This window comes from Bradyrhizobium zhengyangense (assembly GCF_022012435.1).
Lineage (GTDB): Bacteria > Pseudomonadota > Alphaproteobacteria > Rhizobiales > Xanthobacteraceae > Bradyrhizobium > Bradyrhizobium zhengyangense.
This window is the reverse complement of the sequence record NZ_JAKLUA010000008.1, coordinates 122410-147044: the sequence shown is the minus strand read 5'-3', so window position 1 is coordinate 147044 and position 24635 is coordinate 122410. Positions and strand designations below refer to the sequence as shown.

The 24635-nt window shown below is 64.0% G+C and carries 25 protein-coding genes and 1 pseudogene; 12 read left to right on the top strand and 14 right to left on the bottom strand.

Features of this window, described 5'->3' with window-relative positions; genetic code table 11:
• The first annotated feature begins 59 nt into the window (after window positions 1–59).
• Window positions 60–1172 carry an NADH:flavin oxidoreductase/NADH oxidase gene (locus L6637_RS24460; protein ID WP_237872208.1) on the top strand — a complete coding sequence of 371 codons (1113 nt, stop codon included), beginning with the start codon at window positions 60–62 and terminating at the stop codon, window positions 1170–1172.
• A 154-nt stretch (window positions 1173–1326) separates the two neighbouring features.
• On the top strand, window positions 1327–1737 hold the full coding sequence (locus L6637_RS24455) for a hypothetical protein (RefSeq protein ID WP_237860080.1): 411 nt from the start codon (window positions 1327–1329) through the stop codon (window positions 1735–1737).
• Between the two features lie 135 nt (window positions 1738–1872).
• On the opposite strand, the gene L6637_RS24450 is transcribed toward L6637_RS24455, so the two are convergent.
• From L6637_RS24450 to L6637_RS24440, 3 genes are all read right to left on the bottom strand, one after another.
• Window positions 1873–2124, bottom strand: a complete 252-nt coding sequence (locus L6637_RS24450) for a PilZ domain-containing protein (protein ID WP_188108249.1) — start codon at window positions 2122–2124, stop codon at window positions 1873–1875.
• Between the two features lie 377 nt (window positions 2125–2501).
• Window positions 2502–3830, bottom strand: coding sequence for a DUF2235 domain-containing protein (locus L6637_RS24445; RefSeq protein WP_237872206.1), 1329 nt, complete (start codon window positions 3828–3830; stop codon window positions 2502–2504).
• 152 nt (window positions 3831–3982) lie between these two features.
• Complete coding sequence (locus L6637_RS24440; RefSeq protein ID WP_237860073.1) at window positions 3983–4330, bottom strand: hypothetical protein; 348 nt, start codon at window positions 4328–4330, stop codon at window positions 3983–3985.
• A gap of 549 nt (window positions 4331–4879) precedes the next feature.
• Between L6637_RS24440 and L6637_RS24435 the strand changes: the two genes are divergently transcribed.
• From L6637_RS24435 to L6637_RS24415, 5 genes are all read left to right on the top strand, one after another.
• Window positions 4880–5170: a hypothetical protein gene (locus tag L6637_RS24435; protein ID WP_237872204.1), complete on the top strand. Its 291-nt coding sequence runs from the start codon at window positions 4880–4882 to the stop codon at window positions 5168–5170.
• Window positions 5163–5459 (top strand): hypothetical protein, encoded by a 297-nt coding sequence (locus tag L6637_RS24430; RefSeq protein WP_237872202.1) that lies wholly within the window; start codon window positions 5163–5165, stop codon window positions 5457–5459. Before L6637_RS24435 ends, L6637_RS24430 begins: the two co-directional genes overlap by 8 nt.
• 221 nt (window positions 5460–5680) lie before the next feature.
• Complete coding sequence (locus tag L6637_RS24425; RefSeq protein WP_237872200.1) at window positions 5681–6004, top strand: hypothetical protein; 324 nt, start codon at window positions 5681–5683, stop codon at window positions 6002–6004.
• The gene (locus L6637_RS24420; protein ID WP_237872198.1) at window positions 6001–6297 is read left to right on the top strand and encodes a hypothetical protein; all 297 of its coding nucleotides are present in this window, start codon (window positions 6001–6003) and stop codon (window positions 6295–6297) included. Before L6637_RS24425 ends, L6637_RS24420 begins: the two co-directional genes overlap by 4 nt.
• Before the next feature lie 127 nt (window positions 6298–6424).
• Entirely contained in the window at window positions 6425–6703 is a 279-nt protein-coding gene (locus tag L6637_RS24415) for a DUF1488 family protein (RefSeq protein ID WP_237860064.1), read from the top strand.
• Window positions 6704–7068: 365 nt separating this feature from the next.
• Here L6637_RS24415 and L6637_RS24410 read toward each other — a convergent pair whose 3' ends face one another.
• From L6637_RS24410 to rpmB, 3 genes are all read right to left on the bottom strand, one after another.
• Entirely contained in the window at window positions 7069–7386 is a 318-nt protein-coding gene (locus L6637_RS24410; RefSeq protein WP_237872196.1) for an AAA family ATPase, read from the bottom strand.
• Window positions 7387–7409: 23 nt separating this feature from the next.
• Entirely contained in the window at window positions 7410–8057 is a 648-nt protein-coding gene (locus L6637_RS24405) for a class I SAM-dependent methyltransferase (RefSeq protein ID WP_237872193.1), read from the bottom strand.
• A 261-nt stretch (window positions 8058–8318) separates the two neighbouring features.
• Window positions 8319–8630: a 50S ribosomal protein L28 gene (rpmB, locus tag L6637_RS24400; RefSeq protein WP_237860058.1), complete on the bottom strand. Its 312-nt coding sequence runs from the start codon at window positions 8628–8630 to the stop codon at window positions 8319–8321.
• Window positions 8631–9157: 527 nt separating this feature from the next.
• On the opposite strand from rpmB, the gene L6637_RS24395 reads away from it, so the two are divergent.
• From L6637_RS24395 to L6637_RS24375, 5 genes and pseudogenes are all read left to right on the top strand, one after another.
• The gene (locus L6637_RS24395) at window positions 9158–9967 is read left to right on the top strand and encodes a DUF3108 domain-containing protein (RefSeq protein ID WP_237872358.1); all 810 of its coding nucleotides are present in this window, start codon (window positions 9158–9160) and stop codon (window positions 9965–9967) included.
• A gap of 706 nt (window positions 9968–10673) precedes the next feature.
• Window positions 10674–14066 (top strand): helicase-related protein, encoded by a 3393-nt coding sequence (locus L6637_RS24390; protein ID WP_237872191.1) that lies wholly within the window; start codon window positions 10674–10676, stop codon window positions 14064–14066.
• A gap of 9 nt (window positions 14067–14075) precedes the next feature.
• Window positions 14076–14345: pseudogene (locus tag L6637_RS24385) on the top strand (RNA-binding S4 domain-containing protein); the annotation flags it as partial.
• A gap of 132 nt (window positions 14346–14477) precedes the next feature.
• Window positions 14478–14816, top strand: a complete 339-nt coding sequence (gene fdxA / locus L6637_RS24380) for a ferredoxin FdxA (protein WP_128949385.1) — start codon at window positions 14478–14480, stop codon at window positions 14814–14816.
• A gap of 343 nt (window positions 14817–15159) precedes the next feature.
• Window positions 15160–15978: a CarD family transcriptional regulator gene (locus tag L6637_RS24375; RefSeq protein ID WP_237860047.1), complete on the top strand. Its 819-nt coding sequence runs from the start codon at window positions 15160–15162 to the stop codon at window positions 15976–15978.
• Window positions 15979–16077: 99 nt separating this feature from the next.
• Here L6637_RS24375 and L6637_RS24370 read toward each other — a convergent pair whose 3' ends face one another.
• The 8 genes from L6637_RS24370 to cyoA form a co-directional block, all read right to left on the bottom strand.
• Window positions 16078–17463, bottom strand: a complete 1386-nt coding sequence (locus L6637_RS24370; RefSeq protein ID WP_237872356.1) for an adenylate/guanylate cyclase domain-containing protein — start codon at window positions 17461–17463, stop codon at window positions 16078–16080.
• Between the two features lie 137 nt (window positions 17464–17600).
• Complete coding sequence (locus tag L6637_RS24365) at window positions 17601–18134, bottom strand: response regulator transcription factor (RefSeq protein ID WP_092233395.1); 534 nt, start codon at window positions 18132–18134, stop codon at window positions 17601–17603.
• Window positions 18124–19509, bottom strand: coding sequence for an ATP-binding protein (locus L6637_RS24360; protein WP_237872189.1), 1386 nt, complete (start codon window positions 19507–19509; stop codon window positions 18124–18126). Before L6637_RS24360 ends, L6637_RS24365 begins: the two co-directional genes overlap by 11 nt.
• Window positions 19481–20320, bottom strand: coding sequence for an SURF1 family protein (locus L6637_RS24355; protein WP_237872187.1), 840 nt, complete (start codon window positions 20318–20320; stop codon window positions 19481–19483). The genes L6637_RS24360 and L6637_RS24355 overlap by 29 nt, the downstream gene beginning before the upstream one ends.
• Window positions 20321–20328: 8 nt before the next feature.
• Window positions 20329–20709, bottom strand: a complete 381-nt coding sequence (gene cyoD, locus L6637_RS24350) for a cytochrome o ubiquinol oxidase subunit IV (protein ID WP_237860041.1) — start codon at window positions 20707–20709, stop codon at window positions 20329–20331.
• Complete coding sequence (gene cyoC, locus L6637_RS24345; RefSeq protein WP_128949391.1) at window positions 20706–21335, bottom strand: cytochrome o ubiquinol oxidase subunit III; 630 nt, start codon at window positions 21333–21335, stop codon at window positions 20706–20708. The genes cyoD and cyoC overlap by 4 nt, the downstream gene beginning before the upstream one ends.
• On the bottom strand, window positions 21336–23333 hold the full coding sequence (cyoB, locus tag L6637_RS24340; protein ID WP_237860038.1) for a cytochrome o ubiquinol oxidase subunit I: 1998 nt from the start codon (window positions 23331–23333) through the stop codon (window positions 21336–21338).
• Between the two features lie 11 nt (window positions 23334–23344).
• The gene (gene cyoA / locus L6637_RS24335) at window positions 23345–24505 is read right to left on the bottom strand and encodes a ubiquinol oxidase subunit II (protein ID WP_237872185.1); all 1161 of its coding nucleotides are present in this window, start codon (window positions 24503–24505) and stop codon (window positions 23345–23347) included.
• Window positions 24506–24635: the final 130 nt, after the last annotated feature.

The window sequence follows — 24635 nt, the reverse complement described above, 5'->3', positions numbered from 1 at the left end:
GAAGGGGCCACTAAACTTCATGCAATCGCTTCCTTCCCTCTCGTCTCCGGATCCTCCGCATGAGCGCCCTGTTTTCCCCGATCAAGCTGCGCGGCCTGACCTTGAAGAACCGCCTGGTGGTGTCGCCGATGTGCCAGTATTCGGCCGAAGACGGCGTTCCCACCGACTGGCATTTCACCCACATCAACAATCTGGCGCTGTCGGGCGCTGCGATGTTCTGCATCGAGGCGACCCATGTCGAGGCGATCGGCCGCATCACGCCGGGCTGTCTCGGCCTCTACAGCGATGCCTCCGAGGCTGCGCTGAAGCAGATCATCGCCTCGGTGCGCAAGCATTCGCACACGGCTGTCGCGATGCAGCTCGCCCATGCCGGCCGCAAGGCGTCGAGCGCGCGGCCCTGGGACGGCGGCCAGCTCATTCCGCCTGACCAAGGCGGCTGGCAGACCGTGGCGCCGTCGGCGATCCCGCACAAGGAGGGCGAGGCCGCGCCCGTCGCGCTCGATGCGAGCGGCTTGAAGCGCATCCGCGAGGCCTTCGTCGACAGCGCAAAACGCGCGGAGCGCATCGGCATCGATGCGATCGAGCTGCACGGCGCGCACGGCTATCTCATGCATCAGTTCCTGTCGCCGATCTCGAACAAGCGCACCGACGAATATGGCGGTTCGCTCGAAAATCGCATGCGCTTCCCGCTCGAAATCTACGACGCCGTGCGAGCCGTGTTCCCGCACGACAAGCCGGTGGGCATGCGGGTGTCGTCGACCGATTGGGTCGAGGGCGGCTGGGATCTGGCGCAGACCATCGAATTCGCCAAAGCGTTGAAGGCGCGCGGCGTCGACTGGATCGATGCCTCCTCCGGCGGCGTTTCGCCGCTGCAGAAGATCACGCTCGGTCCCGGCTATCAGGTGCAATTCGCCGAGGCCATCAAGCGCGAGACCGGCTTGCCGACCATTGCGGTCGGCCTGATCACCGAAGCGAAGCACGCCGAAGAGATCGTGGCTTCAGGCAAAGCCGACATGGTCGCGCTCGCCCGCGGCATGCTTTACGACCCCCGCTGGGGCTGGCACGCCGCTGCCGAAGTCGGCGGCGAAGTCGAGGCCCCGCCGCAATATTGGCGCTCGCAGCCCTCGACGCAGAAGGCGCTGTTCGGCAAGACCACGTTTGGGGCGCGCTAGTTCTTCACCTCTCCCCGCGCTCGTCCGCCGAAGCCTTGGCGAAGGCGGATGCGGGGAGAGGGAGTAAGCAAGACCTCACGCATCCGTAACTCCCCTTAGCTTTCGCACCGGCCCAAACTGGCCTAACCTCCGCGCATCCTCACGGAGGTCCGCCATGCGTTTTCGTGTTCGCAAGACTGCCCATTTGTTCGAGCGATTGGGCCTCGCGATGGCTGGCGCTGCGTGCGGGCTGTTCGTCGGCGCCTATGTCGGATCGGCTATACCCGTGCTCACCACGCAGGGCTTCCTGCTGCTGATGATGCTGCTCGGCGTCGTCGGCTTCTATCTCGGCATCGACACGCCGCAGCTGCCGTTCGACGACGCCCACAGCCATATCGATGCCGCCGAGCTGTTGAGCTCCGCCGGCACGCTCTGCGCCACGCTCACGGCGCTGGTCTCGGTCGCCGTCATCGTGCTCCGCCTCGAGCCGCACGACGCGCTGACCTGGCTGGTGCTGCTGGGCTGGATCGGCGGCGTGACGATGCAGATCGTCGCAGGCGCAAAGGCCAGGATGCGGAAGGCGTGAAGGGGGTCTTGTTGCGATAGATCGTGCCACGCCATTTGCTGGGCTACCCCCCTCCCTGACCCTCCCCCACAAGGGCGGAGGGAACAGAGCAGCGTGCCCGGCGAGTAGTTTGAACGATGTCAGCGCAACAGCGCCCTAAAACACCACGCCCACCCGCGTGCCGCGCTTCCACGCGATGCGGCAGCGCTTCTTGGTGTTCACGTGCAGCAGCTCGAAGCGATCCGGGATCTTCACCTGCCCGCCGAGATCGACGCACGCCCCGCCGGGCGAATAGTCGATCAGCGTGCACGGGATCACCGGCGCGCGCGGGTCTGTGATGATCTTGGCCTGGCGGGACACCAGGCCGGCGGGCTTCACACGGGCAAACTTTCTCGGAAATTGTGGCACGTGTCCTCCTGCTCCGCTGTTCTTGCGGAGGTCTCGGGAACAATGATGCCGACGATGTGATGCGATCACGCTAAAGCGAGGACGAGAATTTTAATGAAAAGTAGCGGCGATGGGAGAATGCGGAGGTAGCGGGGTGGGGGGAGGAGACAAGAGAGTCAGTGAGGTACTCCACTGCGGCCACAAATTCAGTTGTCGTCCCGACCTAGTGCGCAATTGCGCACGGGGGCCGGGACCCATACCGCGTGATTTCTCGGTGACGTAAGGTCGAAGTACTAACGACGAATCTTCGCCAAACCACTCCCTGTGGTTATGGGTCCCGGCCTTCGCCGGGACGACGGCGGAGGATGTAGCGCGAGCCTGCCTCCTCACGCCCTCCATCACCCCGTCACAACCGCCTCCGCCCCCGCCGCCAGATCCACCCCCGGCGGCACCGGCATCGGCACCGTCACATACGCCTTCGGCAAATTCACCGGCCGATAGCCAGGCTCCACGTCCATCCGCTTCAGCACGCTCTCATGCACATGCGCGCCTTCAGGAATGAGGCGCGGCTCGGCATCGGGAATGTAGAACCCCAACACCACCTTCCGCTCGGGCCACTCCCGATACTTCGCGCTCTTCGGAAAATACTCCAGCACGCGCCAGGCCGAGCTCATCGAATTATGCAAGCTCCCCGCCTTGCCGGTGACCGCGGGCGGGACATACTGGAACGGCGAGTTCTTGCGCTGGATGCCCCAGGCGAGCTGGTTCACGGTGCGCCTGTTGAAGTTCAGCCCGGCCTTCTCCGCCTCGTCGATCATCCATACCAGCGGATATTTCGACTCGCCGCTTTCCGTCTCCGGATAGCCGCCGCCGACGTCGCAATGCACGCCGGAGAACCACACCTGCATGATGTCCTGCGCCACCTTCTTCTCGTCGGGCACGTAGCGGTTGCTCCAGTACTCCTGCGGCTCCTCATACGGCTTCAGGCGGAACATGCGCCGCCGCTCGTCGATCGCGATCGCCTGGCGGAAGATGTTGACGCTCGGATTGCGCCTGACGAAGGCGAGCTCCTCCAGCGTGAACACGAGGAAGAACACGTCGCGCCGCGGCACGATCACGCTCGCCACCGTGTCCCACACGCCGATGAAGTGGATGGTCGGCCAGCGCGTCGAGGTGATGCGCGCGAACTGCGCGGCGAGGTCGAACTCGTCCTTCGGCAGCGGCCCCTGGTCGTCGACGACGATATCCTTGAGATCCTCGACGTCGTTGCCGCGCCCGGTGCCGGAATATTGCTTGTAGGCGACGAGGCCCGAGCCTGCGAGATTCGCCTGCTCCGGCGAGATCAGTCCGACCTTGTGGATCAGCCCCGCCAGCACGCGCACCGTGTAGGCGCCGCGCGAAAAGCCGAACAGATAGATGCGGTCGCCGGGCGCATAATGCTCGATCAGGAAGCAATAGGCTGACAGCACGTTGTCATCGAGCCCGTAGCCGGTGGCGAGCCCCAGCACCAGATTGATGTTGGCCTTCCACCTGTTCCAGGTCGACGGCTCCGTCACCGTACCGACGCCGGGATCGTAAAACACCATCTGCCGCGGCTGCGTCTTGTCGGTCTTGCGCAGGCAGCGATAGAGCTTCAGGACGTTGGAGATGTTCTCCGAGATCTCGTTGCCGGTGCCGTCACAGCAGATGACGAGGTTCTTCGGCTCAAGCTTGTGATCGTGCTCCACAGGTCGGCCCCTCCAGGTGATGCTACCGGGGCGAGTATAGCGCAAATGCGCGACGACGAGGAGACGCGGGTGGTTGCCGCTAAGGCGGTGCGCTCCGTCTCCCCGCAAGCGGGGCGAGGTGAAAAGCACCGGCTCCGCGGCGATTGCGAATCCTACTTCTTCTTCCCCGGCCCGAAATCCGGCTGCCATGCGACGTCCTTGCGGCTCGGCGCCGCGGCGATCACCTTGGCTTTCTCCTTCTTCGGCTTCTTGGTTTCGCGGTTGCCGCGTTGCTGTCCCTTGGCCATGGCATCAATCTCCTTTGCGGGTTTCAGTTCGTCCAGTTCGTCCGATTGCAGCACGCGGCCGCGCGGCGTGCAGACGCGCACGTCCATGAAGCCGTCGCGCAGCAGCTTGCGCGCCAGCCGCAGCGCCACGGTGGCGTTGCTGCGGCCGTGATTGGCGCTGCCATATTCGCCGGTCGCCCAGATCAGGTAGGGTACGCGCACGGGCTTAGCCATGGAACAGGGCCGCCGCGCCAACGAGAAGCAGCAGGAACAATGCCACATCGACCCGTGGAACGATCCATTCCGAGGCACGAAAACGCGGCATCGCATGCTCCTGCGCGAGCACGAACGCGTCGTGCTTCAGCGACTGGTTTCTCGGCGGGAGCGCGCGTGACCCTCAGTCACCGGTCGATGCCGTCTAGGAGATGCGGTGATGCGTTCGAGCCTACGCCTGCATCGGACCAATAGCGAGGATTAAAACGCTGCGTGCGCAGCGGAAGGTGCTTCACCTCTCCCGGAGGGAGAGGTCGGATCGCCCCCGGCGATGCGAAGCATCGTCCGGCGCGATCCGGGTGAGGGGGCACGGTCTCACCGTATGCCGCGGCCCCCTCACCCGGATTACTCAGGCGCGCAATTGCGCGCGTGAGTAATCCGACCTCTCCCCGCTGGGGAGAGGTGACACTGAGCACAACGACGATAGCGCTGGCTATTGCCGCGCATTGAGCGCATGGTCGTAACGAGCTGGCGTCGGCTGGGGCCGCTGTCGCAGGAAGGCAGGCGTGCATGACCACCCGTACGCGGCGGGAAACCGTCACGTTCCGGCATCCGTTCCGCATCCACGGTATCGATCGGCTGCTGCCTGCAGGCAGCTATCAGGTACTCACCGACGAGGAGACGATCCTGGCTGAGACCGTCTCGGCCTGGCGCCGCGTCGGCACGTCGATCATCGTGCCCAAGGAAGACGTGGTGGAAGGCGTGCTCGGCTCCAAGAAAATGTGCAAGGACATGCGCTCGATCCGCGCCGTTGACCTTGCGGACGCGCGTCGCATCGATGCGAGTGTCGCCCATGACTGATGTTCCCGTCGATCTCGACAAGCATCGCGGCATGGCCGCGCAGAAGGCGACCGACCTGCGCCGCGCGCTGGCCGAAGTCGAGAGCAATGTCCGCCAGCTGCGCGAGCGCGAGGCCGATCTCGAAAACCGCCTGATGACCGTGCCTGCCGCCTCCTGGGCCGAGGCCGCCGTGAAGGCGCGCTACCTTCTCAATCTCTACGCCGCAAGCCTGCCGGTCGAGGACACCCGCCACCGCGCGCTGGTGACCGCCCTGTTCGACGATTTCGCAAGGCTCGGCGAAGACAGCTGAAACGCCGCACCCGCTGAGCGCGGAACCGTGGCGATAAAGCATGATCCGGAAAAGTGCGAAGCGGTTTTCCGAAAAGATCATGCTCAAACAACAACCTGAAGCGCGATGACGATTCATCCTGATCTCATCGCGCTTTAGAGCTGGCTATTGCCGCTCGATGCGCCCATGCTCGGCCGCAGCAGCGTCGGTTGGGGCTCCCCTCTCTCGAAAGGCAGGCCACCATGTCCATCCGGTCGCGACGCGAGACCATCACATTCAACCATCCGTTCCGCATCCGCGGCATCGATCGCATGCTGCCGGCGGGCGCCTATGAGGTCGTCACCGACGAGGAGATGATCGAGGGCCTGTCGTTCGCGTCCTGGCGCCGCATCGCCACCATGATCACGGTGCCGGCCGAAGGCGCGCGCGGCGTGACGGAGATGCTGTCGATCGGCTCGGTCGACCTTGCCGACGCGCAGGCCCAAGACGCGCAAGCCAAAGACGCGCAAGCCAAAGACGCGCAAGCCAAAGACGCGCAAGCCGCTGATGCGAGCGTCACGCCATGAAGGACATCCCGGTCGACCTCGACAGGCATCGCGGCATGGCCGCGCAGAAGGCGACCGATTTGCGCCGGGCGATCGCCGTCGTCGAGGCCCATGTCAGGGAGCTGCGCGAGCGCGAGACCGATCTCGAAAACCGCATGATGACGGCGCCCTCCGCCTCGTGGCCCGAGGCCGCGGTGAAGACGCGCCACCTGCTCAACCTCTATACCGCGAGCCTGCCCAGCGAGGACGCGCGCCACCACGCGCTGGTGACGGCGCTGTTCGACGATTTCGCAAGGCTCGGTGGGGATGCCTGAAGCGCCGCGAGCGCGTGCATCCCGCGATGCCCTGTGCATGGAAACAGGTGTGCGCATTGAAAGCAGGTCGTCCCGGCCCCCGCAATTGCGCACTAGGCCGGGCCGACGCACAATCAAGGAGTCCCCCATGAAGCTCACCCCCGGCCGCTATATCGGCCACGAACAGGACCGCGGCATCGTCCAGTTCTCGATGCAGGACGGCCCCCACGAGATCGCCTGCGCGATCTCGACCTCAGCGCTCGACGACCTCGAGCGCGGGATGCGCACCAAGCCCGATGAGCGCGAAGCCCAGTTCATCCGCCTGCGCGAGCAGATCGAAGCCTGCGCAGGCCGGAAGTATCAGGCCACGGAGTTCGAGGGCTCGCCGCCGGGCATCGTGCTGCGGAGCATTGATTTTCGGGGGTAGGGGGGCGAGCGACAGTTTCAACTCAGTCCCGCCCGTCTTGCGCAGGAAGGTACACAGCTTCAGGACATTGGGTTTGTACCGAGCGATCTCTTTGCAGCCGATGTTGCAGCCGACGACGACTTTCTCGGTGCCTTGCTGGAGCCGCTTCTGGTTGCTTCCATCGTGGCGATCGCTCAAGAGTCCATCGGAGCAAGTTCAGCGCCTTCGCCATACGGGAAATCGTAACTGGCGTAGGACCGAATTTGGATGAGAATACCGCTCAGGCCGCAGCGAACCAGGATTCTCTCGGTTTCAAGAAAAAGCGAGTGGGCGGTGCGAAGTCGGTTCTAGTTTTCGAGTAATCCGGATTGTAGGCAATCTCTTTGTCAGAGAAATGCATAGCTTTCCTCACTAATCCGACCACTAAAATAGTCTTCTGTACGATTGGAGCGCATCGCTTCCTTAAAATACTCGGGAGCGGAGCTGAACTTTCGTGATGGGTCGGGGATGGCGCCGGTTAGGCCGTAGATCAATGTATTGAGGAAGGTGGACTTCCCCAGGCCGTTGGCTCCAATCAGGCAAAATACATTCTTGTCTACGCGGACGTCTGCATTCGGCTGGAGAGAATAGAGATCGAAATTGGCAAGCTTGATTCGATGAATTTCCGGAAGGCCAATTTTCTTTGCGGAAAATTCATCAGCCACGCGTGATCTCCATCTTCTCGAAGCTAGCGTCGTCCTTTGCCATTGATTGTCACATTGCTGTTCGCAACGAGAACGCTCCCGAGAAGAATCCGGAGCAACCGAGCTTGATCTTCATGTAGATAGTTTGAACGGCGCAATATTGCGCGCGCTGTGCTATATACGTCGGCGCTGAAAACGAACTTTCCGCTTACGCCGGGCTCTTTCAAGGTCGCGGGCATTCCCGCGATAAGCGCTTCGTCAGCTTTCCGTATGACTAAAGTTGACAGAATCCTCTCATACTTGGCGCAGAAACTTGACGGGGAGAGAGGCGCGAGTTTCGTTCGTATGAGATCGGCAAGGAACGGATTAACCTCGACCGTGGTCGAATTGATTCCAAGCATGCGGCAGGTCAGGGCGGTCGTTCCCGATCCTCCGAACGGGTCTAAGCAGCGCTCCACGCGATAAGGGAGCGAGGCAAGAACATCAGCCACGAATTTCGGAGAGAACGCCTCCTTGAAATGAAACCACCGCTGGAAGGGGACATTTGCGGTGCCTTGATTCGAACTTGGTGGACCAATCTCGGCGTAGTCCTCAAGCCAATCGGTAACGTCCCTCGCACGGGTCTGTCGCTGAACAAGTTTACGGGTGTTACGGACAGTTTGCTGAAGATCTGTGTCCCAGAATTCCGACATTGTGCAGTGCTTCGCTCGATCGAATGATATCGATGGTGCAGCAAGCGCTGTGCCAGCACACAACTTCAAATTTGGCTGCAAATAAGCCAGTTGCATAGAGGGCTTGGCAAGAAACGCTCTCTCCGAATGGGAAATTTTTTCCGGTCGGCAGATTTGGCAAACAAAAACGGCCGGATCTTTCGATCCGGCCGCAACGCAAAACTCAACTGGCTAAGCCTAAGCCACGCGACGCAACTTAGCCCCCGCCCAACTTTGAAATTCTTAGCTGGCCTTCTTCTCCGGCGCAGGCGTCGGGCCGACCTTCTTCTGGATGGCGCGCTTCAGCTCGAGGGCGCGCGGCGACAGGGCGTCGGCCTTGGCCTTGAGCAGGAAGGCGTCGAGGCCGCCATTGTGGTCGACGCTCTTCACCGCGTTGGTGGAGACGCGCAGGCGCACGTTGCGCTCCAGGGCTTCGCTGATGAAGGTCACGTTGACCAGGTTCGGCAGGAAGCGGCGCTTGGTCTTGATGTTCGAGTGGCTGACCTTGTGGCCGACGAGGGGGCCCTTGGCCGTCAGTTCGCAGCGGCGAGACATGGCAAAAATCCTTCCGTCTAAACCCCCAATGATTGCGGCCGCCATTCGGGGCGCCACGGGGGCAAATTCTCTGTCCTTGCAGGGAGCGGGCGGACGTATAGGGGGTGAGGGCCGGGACGTCAAGGTTTTGGGCGGGGATAGTGCCCCGAAACAGGTGTCATCGCCCGGCTCGACCGGGCGATCCAGTATTCCAGAGGCCGGCGTTTGAGAGCCCGGCCTCACCAGATCCGTCTCGGCGTACTGGATACCCCGCCTTCGCGGGGTATGACAGCGGAATGGGCGGGGGGAGGTGTGCGTCCCTGACGCATCGCTAATCACCAAAACGGCAATGTTTAAAACGCCTTACCATCACATAAAGGGCGCAATCGCCGCCGCATAGTCCGGTGAGTTCCCGGCTTATCGCCCTAGGGATACATTGCTTGCGGCCGTAACAGGCTTAAGTAACAACCTCGCTTCCCCGATTGGATCGCCTCGTGCCCACGTTCCCCCTCTCATCGCCCCGGCTGCGGTCGGCCGGCAGGCTGGCCTTGGCCGCTGTTGCCGGGCTGGCGTTGGCGTGGGCGGCGGAGCCAGCGGCGGCGCAGGGCAAGCTCGAGGCGCAGTATGAGGCGAGCCTATCAGGCATTCCGGTCGGCCGCGGCGCCTGGAACATCGATATCCAGGACGACGTATTCTCGGCCGCGGCCTCCGGCGGCACCACCGGCATTCTGAAATCCTTCGCGGGCGGGTCCGGCACCGGCGCCTCGCAGGGCCGCGTCGTCAATGGCGCGCTGGTTGCCACGGCCTACCAGGCCTCCACCACCACCTCGAAGAAGACCGAAGAGATCCACATCACCCTCGACAAGGGCAATGTGAAGGATTTCGGCATCATTCCGGAGCCGCCCGTCGATGCCGACCGCATCGTCGTCACCGAGGCGCATCGCCGCGGCGTGTTCGATCCGATGACGGCCTCGCTGGTGCGCGTGCCCGGCACCGGCGATCCGCTGTCGCCGGAAGCCTGCCACGGCTCGGCGCCCGTGTTCGACGGCCGCATGCGCTACGAGCTCAAGCTCGATTTCAAGCGCATGGAGACCGTGAAGGCGGAGAAGGGCTATCACGGCCCGGTCGTGGTCTGCGCGCTCTATTTCGTGCCCGTGGCCGGCTACATCCCCGACCGCCCGGTGATCAAATATCTCGCCGCCCAGCGCAACATCGAGATCGCGCTCGCGCCCGTCGCGGGCACCCGAGTCCTGGTTCCGTTCTGGCTGAAGATTCCGACGCCCTTGGGGCCGGCGATGCTGGAAGCCACCAGCTTCATCACCACGGCCCAGCCGCCGCGGGTAGCGAAGACGCAGTAAGGCTGCTGCGCGCCCCACCAACAGCCGCCATTCCGGGGCGCGCCTCTTTGGCGCGAACCCGGAATCCATCGCTCCGCGGCGACTGTCTCACGATGGATTCCGGGCTCGTCGCTGCGCGACGCCCCGGAATGACTGATATCAATGACTTACCTACTGTGCATGGGGTTGTTTCAATCACATGCCTCGCAGCGCCACCATTCGCCGGGAATCCATTTGACTCCGCCCCGATTCTGATTCGACTCCGCGCCATCCCCAACTTAAGGAAATCCGACACCAAATCGTCGCTTGTGCGGCACCCCAAAACTCCATCTAGTGCACACGCAAAACGAGTCCCACGACACCTTGCGTGAACGGAACAGGACTCCGAGGGGAGTCAGCGATTCGGCCGCGATTCGTTCTAGAGTCGTTCCGAAGCTTAAAGGATGAGGAAAAAGCGTCGCAAAGTGAGACAGTTGCGCGAGGTTTGGGGAAGCTGCTCCCACACACCAGGTGTCATCGCCCGGCTTGACCGGGCGATCCAGTACGCCGAGGCGGTTGTGGTTGAGCGGATGGGCCGCGGCGTACTGGATGCCCCGGTCAAGCCGGGGCATGACAGTCGTATGCCTGGCCACGTGCAGCATTCGGAGACATAGCCGACACCTCAGCACCACCCCGCCCCATCAAGCCCTGACATTCGCCCAATCAGCCATTACCTAATCCGGCAGACATGGCCTTTCCTCCCTCCTCCTTTGCTTCCGAGCGCGTGCCCGGCGCTGGCGTCACTGCGGTGCTCGGGCCGACCAACACCGGCAAGACCCATCTCGCCATCGAACGGATGCTCGCGCATTCCTCGGGGCTGATCGGCCTGCCGCTGCGCCTGCTCGCGCGCGAGGTCTATAACAAGATCGTCGCCCGCGTCGGCCCCGAGGCTGTCGCGCTTGTCACGGGCGAGGAGAAGATCAAGCCGAAGAGCCCGCGCTATTGGGTGTCGACCGTCGAGGCGATGCCGCGCGATTTGGATGTCTCCTTCCTCGCCGTCGACGAGATCCAGATCGCCTCCGACCTCGAACGCGGCCACGTCTTCACCGACCGCATCCTCAATCGCCGCGGCCGCGACGAGACGCTGCTGCTGGGTGCTGCGACGATGCGCCCGATCATCGAGCGGCTGTTGCCCGGCGTCTCCATGATCACGCGGCCGCGCCTGTCGCAGCTGGAATTCGCCGGCGACCGCAAGATCACGCGCCAGCCGCGCCGCACCGCCATCGTCGCCTTCTCCGCCGACGAGGTCTACGCCATCGCCGAGCTGATCAAGCGCCAGCACGGCGGCGCCGCCGTGGTGCTGGGCTCGCTCTCGCCGCGCACACGCAATGCGCAGGTCGAGATGTTCCAGAACGGCGACGTCGATTATCTCGTCGCCACCGACGCCGTCGGCATGGGCCTCAATCTCGACGTCGACCACGTCGCCTTCGCCTCCGACCGCAAGTTCGACGGCTTTCAGTTCCGAAGGCTGACGCCGGCCGAGTTCGCGCAAGTCGCCGGCCGCGCCGGCCGTGCCACGCGCAACGGCACGTTCGGTACGACGGGCCGCTGCGGCCCGTTCGAGCCCGAGCTCGTGAACGCGCTCCAGAACCACATCTTCGATCCCGTGAAGATGCTGCAATGGCGCAATTCGAAGCTGGATTTCTCCTCCCTCGGCGCGCTCCAGGTCTCGCTGAACCTCGCCCCCGGCCACGAGACGCTGACACGGGCGCCGATCGCCGAGGACATGCGCGTGCTCGACCACGCCGCCCGCGACGTCGAGGTGCGCGATATCGCGCATGGCAAGGCCGCCGTCGAGCGGCTGTGGGAAGCCTGCCAGGTCCCGGACTACCGGAAACTGTCGCCGGCCGCCCATGCCGAGCTGGTGACGACGCTCTACGGCTTCCTGATGCGGAAGGGCTGCATCCCCGATTCCTGGTTCGCGGCCCAAATCGACCAGGCCGACCGCATCGACGGCGACATCGACACGCTGTCGGCCAGAATCGCGCAGATCCGCACCTGGACCTTCGTCGCCAACCGCCCGGACTGGCTGAAAGACCCCGAACGCTGGCAGGGGACCGCGCGCGAGGTCGAAAATAAATTATCGGATGCGCTCCACGAACGCTTGACTGAGCGTTTCGTTGATCGCCGGACCAGTGTATTGATGCGCCGCCTGCGGGAGAACACGAGCTTGAATACGGAAATCGGCAAGACCGGCGAAGTTATCGTCGAAGGCCATGTCATCGGCCGCCTCGATGGCTTCACCTTTGCACCGGATGCGGCGGAAGCCGGCTCCGATGCGAAAGCCTTGCAGGCTGCCGCGCAAGCGGTGCTCGCCGGCGAGATCAATGCGCGCGCCGAAAAACTGGGCAACGCGCCGGACGACCAGTTCGTGCTGACCTCCGACGGCACCATCCGCTGGACCGGCGATGCTGTCGCGCGTCTGACGGCCGCAGAGGAGGCGCTGCATCCGCGCATCCGCATCATCTCGGATGAGCGCCTGACGGGCGGTCCCCGCGACAAGGTGCAGGCGCGGCTCGACCTCTGGCTCAAGACGCATATCGAAAAGCTGCTCGGGCCGATGTTCGAGCTGTCGAAGGCCGAAGACGTCACCGGTATCGCCCGCGGCATCGCCTATCAGCTGGTCGAGGCGCTGGGCGTGCTCGAGCGTCCGAAGATCGCCAACGAGCTGAAGGATCTCGACCAGCCCTCGCGCGCGACGCTGCGTAAGTACGGCGTCCGTTTCGGCGCCTATCACATCTATTTCCCCGGCATCCTCAAGCCCGCCGCGCGTGCGCTCGCTGCGCTCTTGTGGGCGCTGAAGCAGGACAATGTCGATCTCTCGGCGCTGTCGGGCGCCCAGCATCTGGCTTCATCGGGACGCACTTCGTTCCCGGTCGACAAGAGCTTGCCGCGCGACGCCTATCGCGTGCTCGGCTACAAGCAGGCCGGCGAGCGCGCCGTCCGCGTCGACATTCTGGAGCGCCTTGCGGACCTGATCCGTCCGGCACTCGCCTGGCGCGAGAATTCGCCGGGCGAAAAGCCCGGCGGCGCATTCGATGGCCGCGGCTTTGTGGTGACGCAGGCGATGACCTCGCTCACCGGCTCGGCGGGTGAGGACTTTGCTTCCGTGCTGCGCGCGCTCGGCTATCGCATGGAAAAGCGCGCGCCGCTGCCGCCGAAGCCGGCCGCGCCTGTTGCTGCGGAAACGCCGGCGGCTGAGGCCTCCACCGAGGCGCCTGCGACCGAAGAGGCGGCTGCGCCCGCGGATGCTGCGATCGAGGCCGTCACCGTCGAAGACGCGCCCGGCATGGAGCAGCATGACGAGCCCGCGCACGAAGGGCCGGCGCTCGAAGCCTCGCCCGAAGCGCCCGTCACACCAGAAGATGCGCCCGGCATCGCGCCGCCGGCGGAAGAGACCGCTGCACCGGCAGAGGCTGCCGCAGAAACCGCTCCCGCCGAGACCGCCGCAACGGAAGCCGCCGCATCTCCCAACGCTGCCCCGCCTGTCGAGGCGGCGCCGGCTGAAGCTGCCGCTGCGCCCGCCGAGCCCGAGCTCGTCGAAGTCTGGCGTCCCGGTGGCCGTCACGAGGATCGCAAGCCGCGTCACGAGCGTCATCGCCATCAGCGTCACCACAATCAGCGGCCGCAGCACGCGACCGCTGAGGCTGGTGCTGAAGGCGCCACGGCCGCGCCGGGCGAAGCCGCCGAAGGCGCGAAGCCGGGTGAGCGTCGTCACGGTGGTCATCGTCGCGACGGCGGCAGGGACTTCCGCAAGCCGCGCGAAGGTGGCGCCGAGGGCGCACCGCGTCAGGAAGGGCGCGACGACAGGAATCGCAGCTTCCAGGGTAAGGACCGCGACAAGGATCGCGATCGCAACCGCGACAACAAGAAGTTCGGCGGCGATCGTGACAAGGGCCGCGACAATCGTGGCCGTGACCGCGACAAGGGACGTGACCGCAGGGACCGCGAGTCCGGTCCGTCGCTGCGCCCCTACGCCTCGAGCGCTGCCCCGCGGGAGCGCGATCGTCCCGCCGACCCGAACTCGCCTTTCGCCAAGCTCGCTGCGCTGAAAGAGCAGCTTTCCGGTCGCAAGGAGTGATCCACGACCGAGCGGCAGCGCCTCGACAAATGGCTGTGGCACGCGCGGGTGGTGAAGGCGCGGACCTCGGCGGCTGAGCTCGTCGAGTCCGGCCACGTCCGCATCAACGGCACGCGCGAGACATCGCCCGGCCATGCGATCAAGATCGGCGACGTCATCACCGTCGCACTCGATCGCACCGTGCGCGTGCTGAAGGTGACCGGCTTCAACGAGCGCCGCGGCGACGCCGCCTCGGCGCGCGTGCTTTACGAGGAGCTCGGCGACGTAAAGCGCAATTAATTGCGCTCATCGTTCATTTCTTGGTCGATCAACCACATAAAGCCGTCATGATCGGAGCTTCCCGACCTTGCAGCGCGGGGCCATCCGCGCTACGCAAGCCGCGACTTTTAAGAGAGCTTTTCGGAGCGTTGGATGACTTACGTCGTCACTGAAAACTGCATCAAGTGCAAGTACACCGACTGCGTCGAGGTCTGCCCCGTCGACTGTTTCTACGAGGGCGAGAACATGCTGGTCATCCATCCCGACGAATGCATCGATTGCGGCGTGTGCGAGCCGGAATGTCCGGCGGACGCCATCAAGCCGGACACCGAGCCGGGTCTGGAAAAGTGGCTCGAGGTGAACTCCGAATACGCCAAGAGCTGGCCGAACATCACCCAGAAGAAAGAATCACCTGCCGACGCCGAGGAGTTCGACGGGCAGGCGGGCAAGTTCGAGAAATATTTTTCTAAGAACCCCGGCTCCGGAGACTAAAATCCGGCGCAAACTTAACCCTAATACCTTCGTCAGCGCCGAAAACCAGCCCCCAAGACCCCTAAATCATTGATTTTTGCGGGAAATGTGCTATATTGGGCACATTAAGCCGAACCCCGTCAGCCCCGTTGGCCCCTCTGGGTTCCCGTGAAACCAAATGTCGAAACAGGGGCGTGGCAGTTTCCGCGCGCAGGCTGTGTCACAGAAAACGCGTAAAAAGAGTACTTCAGCGAGGGCTTCCCATAAGGAGGCCAAAAAAGTCGCCGCGGCCAGCCGTAGCGCATCCAAGGGTCGGACCGCGACTAAGGCGCCGGCTGCAAAGTCCTCGAAGAAAAGAAGTGCAATGCCTAACAAGACTGCCAAACCGGCCGCGAAAGCGACCGTTGCCAAGCCTGCTGCTGCCAAGCCTGCTGTTGCCAAGGCTCCCGCTGCCAAGCCCGTTGCTCCGAAGGCTCCTGTTGCTGCCGCCCCTGCCAAGGCCCCCGTTGCTGCTGCCAAGCCGGCCGTGAAGGCTGCTGCACCTGCGCCGAAGGTCGAGGAAAAGAAGGTCGTGACCCAGCGTCAGGGCTTCAAGGCCAATGAATTCGTCGTCTATCCCGCTCACGGCGTCGGCCAGATCCTGGCCATCGAGGAGCAGGAGATCGCCGGTGCGAAGCTCGAGCTGTTCGTCATCAACTTCATCAAGGACAAGATGACGCTGCGCGTTCCGACCGCCAAGGTCGCCAATGTCGGCATGCGCAAGCTGTCCGAGCCGGCGCTGGTGAAGAAGGCGCTGGAGACCCTCAAGGGCCGCGCCCGCGTCAAGCGCACCATGTGGTCGCGCCGCGCCCAGGAATACGAAGCGAAGATCAACTCGGGCGACATCGTCGCGATCGCGGAAGTCGTGCGCGACCTCTATCGCTCGGAGTCGCAGCCGGAGCAGTCCTATAGCGAACGCCAGCTCTATGAAGCGGCGCTCGATCGCCTCTCCCGCGAGATCGCGGTGGTGCAGCACTCGACCGAGACCGAAGCGGTCAAGGAAATCGAGGCCCAGCTCGCCAAGAGCCCGCGCCGTGCCAATGCCAAGGCGGAAGCCGCCGATGGCGAAGGCGAGGCGGATGCCGAGGGCGATACCGACGATACCGATGGCGACGACACCACGGTCGCCGACGAGGCCGCGTAAGCATCTCGTCGCATCGATCGCAACAGATCAAAAGCCCGGCCGCTCGGCCGGGCTTTTTGTTTGGGTGCGTGATCCAACGGCGGCCGAGCCTCGCCTTGGTCACGCCCGCGGCTGGGTCCAGATCGCGATCGGCCGCTCGAGCCCGCGGATCGCCTGGGGATCGCGGGCGATCAACGATGCAAAGGCGTCGGCGGTGCTACCGAGCTCCAGCTTGGCGCGACTGACGAGGTCGTTGCTCGCCACCAGCGCGCAGTCGAGCTCGCGCGTCAGCCCCTCCAGTCGGCTTGCGGCATTGACGGTCGCACCGATCACGGCAAATTCCAGACAGGTGTGCCCGATATCGCCGAGCACCACCGGTCCGTAATGCAGGCCGAAGCTGACACGCATTGGCGGCTCACCCGATGCCGTTCGCTGCGCGCTCCATCGGTCCGCTGCCGCGATCATGGCCTGGGCACAGCGCAACGCGTTGCTGGCGTCGCGCGGGCCTGCGAAGGGGGTGCCGAATGTCGCCATCAGTCCATCGCCCAGATATTTGTCCAGCGTGCCCTCGTGGCGGAAAACCTCCTGCTCCATCAATCCGTGGAACTCGCGCAACGTCCGCACCACTTCGTCCGGAGAGCGCACATCGGCAAAGGCCGTGAAGCCGACGATGTCCACGAACAGCACCGCGATGTCCTGGGTGCGCACCTGCTTCAACGGCTCGTCGTGCTTCGATAATTCCGTGACGACATTGGGCGAGAAGTAGCGCGCAAGGTTGCCGCGTTCCCGCTCCACCGCGGCGTGTCTGATCAATAGATCATTGCTGCGGCGAACCGCGAGCGCCAGCGTTACGGCCACGATCAGGAAGACGACGATTTCCTGGATGCGGAGGCCGAATCCGATCGCAGTGGGTGAGATCAGCGCGAGCAGCCTGTGATCGCCGCCCACCGCCTCTGCAATGCGGGCGGTCAGCGCGGGATCGCGATCAGGTTGCCACCACACCCAGGCCGCGCCGATCGTCCAAAGCGCTGCCGTCCATGTTCCGACTGCAACCACGGTTCGCCAGGAATAGGCCAGCGTGGCGCCCGCGAGCAGCACGAAGAAGTAGATGAAGTTGCCGAAATGGTATTGCATCGCCACCGGCCAGTGCGTCGTGCCGAAGGGGTTCGGGACGACGATGACGAATGTGAGCAGCGCCAGATCGCAGAACAGAAGCGCCAATTCCGATCGCGATACGCCGACCCGCCCGACCCTGACCTGCGCCCAGCCGATCAGCGCGAACAGGCTGAGCAACGCCACGTAATAGAGCTGGTCCCATGCCGGGTTGATGGCTAGCAGCAGGCAGGCGATGACGGAGAGCGCGACATAGCGCGCCCGCACGGCCAGTTGCAGGCCCTCCCTCTTGCCGGCCTCGAGCGCTGCCTGTGCAAACTGAACGGTTTCGGTGTCGCGCTGACTGCGCGCAAGCGACGGCGCGGCGGACGAGCCGAGGCGCTCGACGAGCATTGTCACGGGGCGGTCTCCTCGCTTGGGCCGTTGCAGCACAGCGGCGGCCGTCAGCCACCGCATCGGGCACTCTAGTGATGCATGGCCGCGAGGTCATCAGCTCGCGCGAGTGTTTTCCTCCCCGCGCGGCGAACCGCTCACTTCACCGGCCGCTTCTCGAGCTTCCTCGCCAGCGTGCGCCGGTGCATGCCCAGGCGCCTTGCCGCTTCCGAGATGTTGAAATCCGTCTCGATCAGCGTCTGGTGGATCCGCTCCCATTCCAGCGTCTTGATCGAGGTCGGCCGCACGTCCAGCGCGACCTCGGCGTTGCCTTCGGCCTTGGTGAAGGCGGCTTCGATGTCGTCGGTGTTGGAGGGCTTTGCGAGGTAATGGCAGGCGCCAAGCTTGATGGCCTCGACGGCGGTCGAGATGCTGGCGAAGCCCGTCAGCACCACGATCAGCATCTCCTCATCGTGGGTATGCAGCAGCTCGACGCAGGCAAGCCCAGAGGCACCGCCGAGCTTGAGGTCGACCACGGCGTAGCCGAACGATCGGTCCTCAAGAACCTTCCGGACGTCCTCGATCGAAGCAGCGAGCACGACCTCGTAGCCGCGGCGCTCGAACGAGCGCTTCAGCGTGCGCGCAAAGCCTTCGTCGTCCTCGACGACGATGAGCGAACGGTCAGGCGTCAAAGCTGCCTCCGATCGCGAGCGTGGCGAGCGGCAGGGTCAGGCGTACGGTGGCGCCACGTTTCCTGTGGTTCTCCGCGGTCACGCTGCCCCCCAGCTTACGCACCACGTTGACCACCAGGAACAGGCCGAGCCCGCCGCCGGCGCGGCCCTTGCTCGACTGATAGGGCTTTCCGAGCTGGGCCAGCATTTCCGGCGCGAAGCCCGGGCCGCGGTCGCTGATCGAGAGCACCAGATTGTCGCCTTCGCGCTCGGCGAGCAGTTCCACCCATTCGCGCGAGACTTCATAGGCATTGTCGAGCACGTTGAAGATCACCTGCTTCAGCGCGACGTCCGAGACGATCGCGACATCCTCACCAAAGGTGTTGGTGAAATAGAGCGTCCGCGCCGAGCGGGCGTCGCGCCATTCCTCGACCAGCGCGGTGACGAAGGCGGTCACGGTCGTCGGCGAGGATCCTTCGCCGCGCGCCTCGCCGGCCGATACCAGAATCCCCGTTACGATGCTTTTGCAGCGTTGCAGGGAGGTCTCCATCTCCGTGAGATCTTCTGCGAGCTCCTGATCGGCGACGAGATCGGGCATGCGGCGCCAGTCGCTGAGGATGACGGAGAGCGAGGCGAGCGGCGTGCCGAGCTCATGTGCCGCGCCGGAGGCGAGCAGGCCCATGCGGACGATGTGGTCCTGCTCGGCGGCATGCTGGCGCAGCGCCGCCAGATGCGCGTCGCGCTGGCGCAAATTCCTGTTGATGCGGGTGACGAACACGACCAGCAGCACGGCGTTGAGAACGAAGCCCAGCAGCATGCCGGTGACGGTGAGCGTGTAGGTCTCGCTGAGGGGATTTGGCGGCAGGTCGAGCGGTCGGTAGGCCATGGTCAGCCACACGAAGCTCGCGCAGCTCAGTGCCACCAGCGACCAGGTCGAGCGGGCATCGAGCAGCACCGCGCCGAGCGTGACCTGGAGCAGGAACAGCGAGGTGAAGGGATTGGTCGCGCCGCCGCTGAGATAGAGCTGTGCAGTCAGCGCCGCGACGTCGAGCATCAGCGCGACCAGCAGCTCGTTGTTGGTGATCGCGGCGCGATGGCGCACCCAGACCAGGCTTGAGACGTTGAGCAGCACCAACGCGCCGATCACCGCGCCCATGCGGGTCAGGGGCAGGGGAATGCCAAGCCAAAAATGCACGCCGCCGATGGTCACGATCTGGCCGACCACCGCGGTCCAGCGCAGCTGGATCAGCAGCGCCATGTTCTTGCGGTTGGTCTCGTCGTCGGTGGGGGCAGCGCCGATCAGCTCGCTGCGCGCGTCCGCCTGCGATTGCAGCGTGACAGCCGGCTCGCCCAAACTAGTCCCGTCGTCAGGTCGGTTCGACGATCGTTCCAGCATCTGATCCCGTCCTGCGGGCGGAGGCGTCTGGGCCGCCGGCCGGTTCGTGGACGAAGCGTTGGCGGCGGAACAGCCCGCCGCGAAATGTGACGAAAAGTCTACCAGCCAGCATGAAAGCCAGGGCAAACCACGTCAGCGCGTAGATCAGGTGGTTATTGGGAAAGCGGATCACGGTCAATCCGCCGATGGGACCGCCAGCGGATTGTGATCCGGCGTCCGCATCGATGAAAAAGGGCGCCACATTCTGGAGATCGCGGGCCGCCGCAATCGCGGCGACATCCCGCGAATACCAGCGGTTGTGCTGAGGCACGTTGTCCCTGAGGAATCCGCCCTTCGGCTCGGTGACGCGCAAGAGGCCTGCGACCACGACCCGGCCGTCCGGATTGCCGCCCTGGCGCGTCGATGGGTCACGCCGCTCCGACGGCACGAAGCCGCGGTTGATCAGGACTGTCGTGCCGTCATCGCGCTGGAGCGGCGTCAGCACCCAATAGCCAGGGCCTTCCTCGGTGACGGCCTGAACGAGGGTCTCGCGGTCGTGCAGGAAGCGGCCGGAGACGTCGACATGCCGGTATTCGTCGTTTGCGGCACTGATGGTCGGCCATGAAGTCCGCGAGGGGAGCGGCTGCGCCGGGGCGTGGACGCGCTGCTCGACCCGGTCGATCAGCGCCAGCTTCCAGGCGCGGCGCTCGACCTGCCAGACGCCGAGGGCCATCAAAACGACGAAAGCGATGAGCGAGAGGACCGTGAGCCACAAGGAGGGGCGATGCGCTGCGCTTGCGGGGCTGCGCGGTTCGTTATCCCTCTGGCTCACGGGATCGCTCACTTCATTCCCGTCATCTCGTGGATCGGCATCATGTTGCTGTTGAGGTGGTTCATCACCCACAGCGAACCCGACAGCGCGATCACCACCATGACGATGGTGAAGATCAACGCCATCATGCTCCAGCCGTTCTCGGACTTGGGGCTCATGTGCAGGAAGTAGATCATGTGCACGACGATCTGCACGACCGCGAAGGCCATGATGACCAGCGCGGTGATCTGCTTGCTCGGCAGCGTGCCGCTCATCACCAGCCAGAACGGGATCGCGGTCAGCACCACCGAGAGCACGAAGCCGAGCATGTAGCCCGAGAAGGTGCTTTGGGCGTGGCCGTCGTCGTGGTGATGGTCGCCCGCGTGCGCGGCGTGGGTATCGGTGCTCATCGCAGAACTCCCAGGAGATAGACGAAGGTGAAGACGCCGATCCAGACCACGTCGAGGAAGTGCCAGAACATCGACAGGCACATCAGGCGGCGGCGGTTGGCCTCGATCAGGCCGAAACGCCAGACCTGCACCATGAGGGTCACCAGCCAGATCAGGCCGCAGGAGACGTGCAGGCCGTGGGTACCGACCAGGGTGAAGAAGGCGGACAGGAAGGCGCTGCGCTGGGGCGTTGCGCCCTCATGGATCATGTGGGCGAACTCGGTGAGCTCGATGCCGATGAAGGCGGCGCCGAACAGGCCGGTGATCAGGAGCCACATCTGCGTCTGCGCGATCTTGTTCTGCTGCATCGTCAGCATGGCAAAACCGTAGGTGATCGACGACAGCAGCAGCATCGAGGTGTTCACTGCGACCAGGTTGAGGTCGAACAGGTCCTTCGGCGCGGGGCCGGCGGCGTAGTTGGCGCCGAGTACGCCGAAGGCGGCGAACAGCATCGCGAAGATGAGACAGTCGCTCATCAGGTAGATCCAGAAGCCGAGCGAGGTGCTGTAGCCTTCCGGATGCGGATGTTCGTCGGCGAGGTAGAAGACCGGTTCGCCGGTCTGGGCGGGATTGACAGCGACAGTCATTTACTTGGCTCCGGCGAGCAGTTTGGTGCGCGAGTCCTCGGTCCGGATGACGTCATCAGCCGGAATGTCGAAGTCGCGGTGATAGTTGAAGGTGTGACCGATCCCGACGGCGAGCATCGCGACGAAGCTCAAGGCGGCCAGCCACCACATGTACCAGATCAGACCAAAACCCATCGCGGTGGCGAAGCCGGCGAGGATGATGCCGGTGCCGGTGCTGCGGGGCATGTGGATCGATTTGAATCCCATGAGCGGACGCTGATAGCCGCGCTTCTTCATGTCCCACCAGGCGTCATTGTCGTGAACGACGGGGGTAAAGGCGAAGTTGTAGTCCGGCGGCGGCGAGGAGGTCGCCCATTCCAGCGTGCGCGCATCCCAGGGATCGCCGGTTACGTCCTTGAGCTGCTCGCGCTTGAGGAAGGAGACCGCGAACTGCATCAGCATCGAGAGAATGCCGAGGAAGACGAGGCCGGCGCCGATCGCGGCGATGACAAACCAGATCTGAAGCGAGGGATCGTCGAAAACGCGCAGGCGGCGGGTCACGCCCATCAGGCCGAGCACGTAGAGCGGCATGAAGGCCATGTAGAAGCCGGTGACCCAGAACCAGAACGACATCTTGCCCCAGAACGGATCGAGCTTGAAGCCGAATGCCTTCGGGAACCAGTAGTTGATGCCGGCGAACGCTCCGAACACCACGCCGCCAATGATCACGTTGTGGAAGTGCGCGATCAGGAACAGGCTGTTGTGCAGCACGAAGTCGGCCGGCGGCACCGCGAGCAGAACGCCGGTCATGCCGCCGATCACGAAGGTCAGCATGAAGGCAATCGTCCACATCATCGGCAGCTCGTAGCGGATGCGGCCGCGATACATCGTGAACAGCCAGTTGAACATCTTCGCGCCCGTCGGGATCGAGATGATCATCGTGGTGATGCCGAAGAACGAGTTGACGCTGGCACCCGAGCCCATCGTGAAGAAGTGGTGCAGCCACACCAGGTACGACAGGATGGTGATGACGACCGTGGCGTAGACCATCGAGGTGTAGCCGAACAGCCGCTTGCCGGAGAAGGTCGAGGTGACTTCCGAGAAGATGCCGAAGGCGGGCAGAACCAGGATGTAGACCTCAGGGTGACCCCAGATCCAGATCAGGTTCACGTACATCATCGGGCTGCCGCCGAAATCGTTGGTGAAGAAGTTGGTGCCGACATAGCGATCGAGCGAGAGCAGCGCGAGCACGACGGTCAGGACGGGGAAGGAGGCGACGATCAGGATGTTGGTGCAGAGCGAGGTCCAGGTGAACACCGGCATCCGCATCATGGTCATGCCGGGGCAGCGCAGCTTGACGATGGTGCAGATCAGGTTGATGCCCGACAAGGTCGTTCCGACGCCGGCGACCTGCAGCGCCCAGATGTAATAGTCGACGCCGACATCAGGACTGTAGCCGATGTTCGACAGCGGCGGATAAGCCAGCCACCCGGTGCGGGCGAATTCGCCGATGAACAGCGAGGCCATCACCAGTACCGCACCGCCGACCGTCATCCAGAAGCTGAAATTGTTCAGGAACGGGAACGACACGTCGCGGGCGCCGATCTGGAGCGGCACGACATAGTTCATCAGCCCGGTCACCAGCGGCATCGCCACGAAGAAGATCATGATCACGCCGTGGGCTGTGAAGACCTGGTCGTAGTGATGGGCGGGCAGGAAGCCTTCCGAGCCGTTGAATGCGAGTGCCTGCTGCGCGCGCATCATCAGGGCGTCGGCGAAGCCGCGCAGCAGCATCACGATGCCGAGGATCATGTACATGATGCCGATGCGCTTGTGGTCCACCGTGGTGAACCACTCGCGCCACAGATAGCCCCAGAGGCGGAAATAGGTGAGGCCGGCGAGCAGCGTGACGCCGCCGAGCGCGACCATCACGAAGGTGCCGACGAGGATCGGCTCGTGGAACGGCAGCGAATCGATGCCGAGACGGCCGAAGATGAACTTGAGAAGATCAGGAGACATGCTGGATCTCTTTAGGAGTCTGACTTCGGACGCTGTCCGATGAAGAAGGACGAGGACTTCAGCGGCGCAAAAGTCGGCCGCTTCAGGCCGGCGCCGGTGAGCGGCGCGGTGTCGAGCGGCGCCTTGATCGACGCCGTGGTCTGGCCTTGCGGCGCCTCCGGCGTGCAGGTGCCGGCGACGAAGACAGGCTCGGGACCGAGCACGGTGCCGCGGCGCGCGTACTTGTCGTAGGAGAGCGGCAGGGTGTTGTTCAGGCCCTCATGGCCGTTGCCGCCCTTGGCGTCGATCGCCATCATCTCGCTCTGGCACATCTTGCCGGTCTCGACGCACATGTTGAGGATCAGGCGATAGAGATCGGCATCGACCGTGCCCCAGCGGCGCACCGGCTCGTTCTCGCTGGGCTTCTCGAGCTGGAGATATTCGGCGCGGCCGAGCGAGCCGCCGGCCGATTTGGCTTGCGCGACCCAGGCGTCAAATCCCTTGTCGTCAAGTCCGTGGAAGTTGAAGTGCATGCCGGAGAAGCCGGCGCCGCTGTAGTTCGCCGAAAAACCCCTGTAAGTGCCGGCGTGGTTGATCACAGCGTGGAGCGATGTCTCCATGCCCGGCATCGCATAGATCTGTCCGGCGAGCGCTGGAATGTAGAACGAGTTCATCACCGATGACGCGGTGATGTGGAAATTGATCGGGCGGTCAACCGGCGCTGCGAGCTCGTTGACGGTGGCGATGCCGTAGTCGGGGTAGATAAAGAGCCACTTCCAGTCGAGCGCGACGACATCGACGTCGAGCGGAGCCTTGGACTGGTCGACGGCACGCTCCGCATGGATGCGGCCGATGTTGCGGTAGGGGTCGAGCAGATGCGTGCCCATCCAGGTCAGCGCGCCCAGGCAAACGATGATCAGTAGCGGCGCCGACCAGATCACCAGCTCGAGCTTGGTCGAGTGGTCCCAATCCGGCTCGTAGCGGGCGGATGTGTTGGACTGGCGGTAGCGCCAGGCGAACAGCACCGTCAGCGCCATCACGGGGACGACGATCAGGAGCATCAGGACGGTGGAGATGATGACGAGGTCGCGCTGTTGCGCCGCGATATCGCCGGCTGGCGCCAGCACGATGTAGTTGCAGCCGCTGAGGGCGGCTGCCAGGGGTAGCAGCGCCAGGATCTTGAGACGGGACACGGGCCGAGCCTTATGAGAATGAGTTTCCTTTGCGGGGCCAATGGGTAGCTGCGGCGCAGCAATCCGGACATTGGACAATTTGTCCAATGTTGCACTGCGGGATGTTGGGTCAAACAGGGCGAGATTGGCT

What these genes read in the sequence shown, in the direction of transcription:
- L6637_RS24460 (WP_237872208.1), top strand. Translation starts at nt 60, where the DNA reads ATGAGCGCCCTGTTTTCCCCGATCAAGCTGCGCGGCCTGACCTTGAAG.
- L6637_RS24455 (WP_237860080.1), top strand. Translation starts at nt 1,327, where the DNA reads ATGCGTTTTCGTGTTCGCAAGACTGCCCATTTGTTCGAGCGATTGGGC.
- L6637_RS24440 (WP_237860073.1), bottom strand. Translation starts at nt 4,330, where the DNA reads ATGGCTAAGCCCGTGCGCGTACCCTACCTGATCTGGGCGACCGGCGAA.
- L6637_RS24435 (WP_237872204.1), top strand. Translation starts at nt 4,880, where the DNA reads ATGACCACCCGTACGCGGCGGGAAACCGTCACGTTCCGGCATCCGTTC.
- L6637_RS24430 (WP_237872202.1), top strand. Translation starts at nt 5,163, where the DNA reads ATGACTGATGTTCCCGTCGATCTCGACAAGCATCGCGGCATGGCCGCG.
- L6637_RS24425 (WP_237872200.1), top strand. Translation starts at nt 5,681, where the DNA reads ATGTCCATCCGGTCGCGACGCGAGACCATCACATTCAACCATCCGTTC.
- L6637_RS24420 (WP_237872198.1), top strand. Translation starts at nt 6,001, where the DNA reads ATGAAGGACATCCCGGTCGACCTCGACAGGCATCGCGGCATGGCCGCG.
- L6637_RS24415 (WP_237860064.1), top strand. Translation starts at nt 6,425, where the DNA reads ATGAAGCTCACCCCCGGCCGCTATATCGGCCACGAACAGGACCGCGGC.
- L6637_RS24405 (WP_237872193.1), bottom strand. Translation starts at nt 8,057, where the DNA reads ATGTCGGAATTCTGGGACACAGATCTTCAGCAAACTGTCCGTAACACC.
- rpmB (WP_237860058.1), bottom strand. Translation starts at nt 8,630, where the DNA reads ATGTCTCGCCGCTGCGAACTGACGGCCAAGGGCCCCCTCGTCGGCCAC.
- L6637_RS24390 (WP_237872191.1), top strand. Translation starts at nt 10,674, where the DNA reads ATGGCCTTTCCTCCCTCCTCCTTTGCTTCCGAGCGCGTGCCCGGCGCT.
- fdxA (WP_128949385.1), top strand. Translation starts at nt 14,478, where the DNA reads ATGACTTACGTCGTCACTGAAAACTGCATCAAGTGCAAGTACACCGAC.
- L6637_RS24375 (WP_237860047.1), top strand. Translation starts at nt 15,160, where the DNA reads ATGCCTAACAAGACTGCCAAACCGGCCGCGAAAGCGACCGTTGCCAAG.
- L6637_RS24370 (WP_237872356.1), bottom strand. Translation starts at nt 17,463, where the DNA reads ATGCTCGTCGAGCGCCTCGGCTCGTCCGCCGCGCCGTCGCTTGCGCGC.
- L6637_RS24360 (WP_237872189.1), bottom strand. Translation starts at nt 19,509, where the DNA reads ATGCTGGAACGATCGTCGAACCGACCTGACGACGGGACTAGTTTGGGC.
- cyoD (WP_237860041.1), bottom strand. Translation starts at nt 20,709, where the DNA reads ATGAGCACCGATACCCACGCCGCGCACGCGGGCGACCATCACCACGAC.
- cyoC (WP_128949391.1), bottom strand. Translation starts at nt 21,335, where the DNA reads ATGACTGTCGCTGTCAATCCCGCCCAGACCGGCGAACCGGTCTTCTAC.
- cyoB (WP_237860038.1), bottom strand. Translation starts at nt 23,333, where the DNA reads ATGTCTCCTGATCTTCTCAAGTTCATCTTCGGCCGTCTCGGCATCGAT.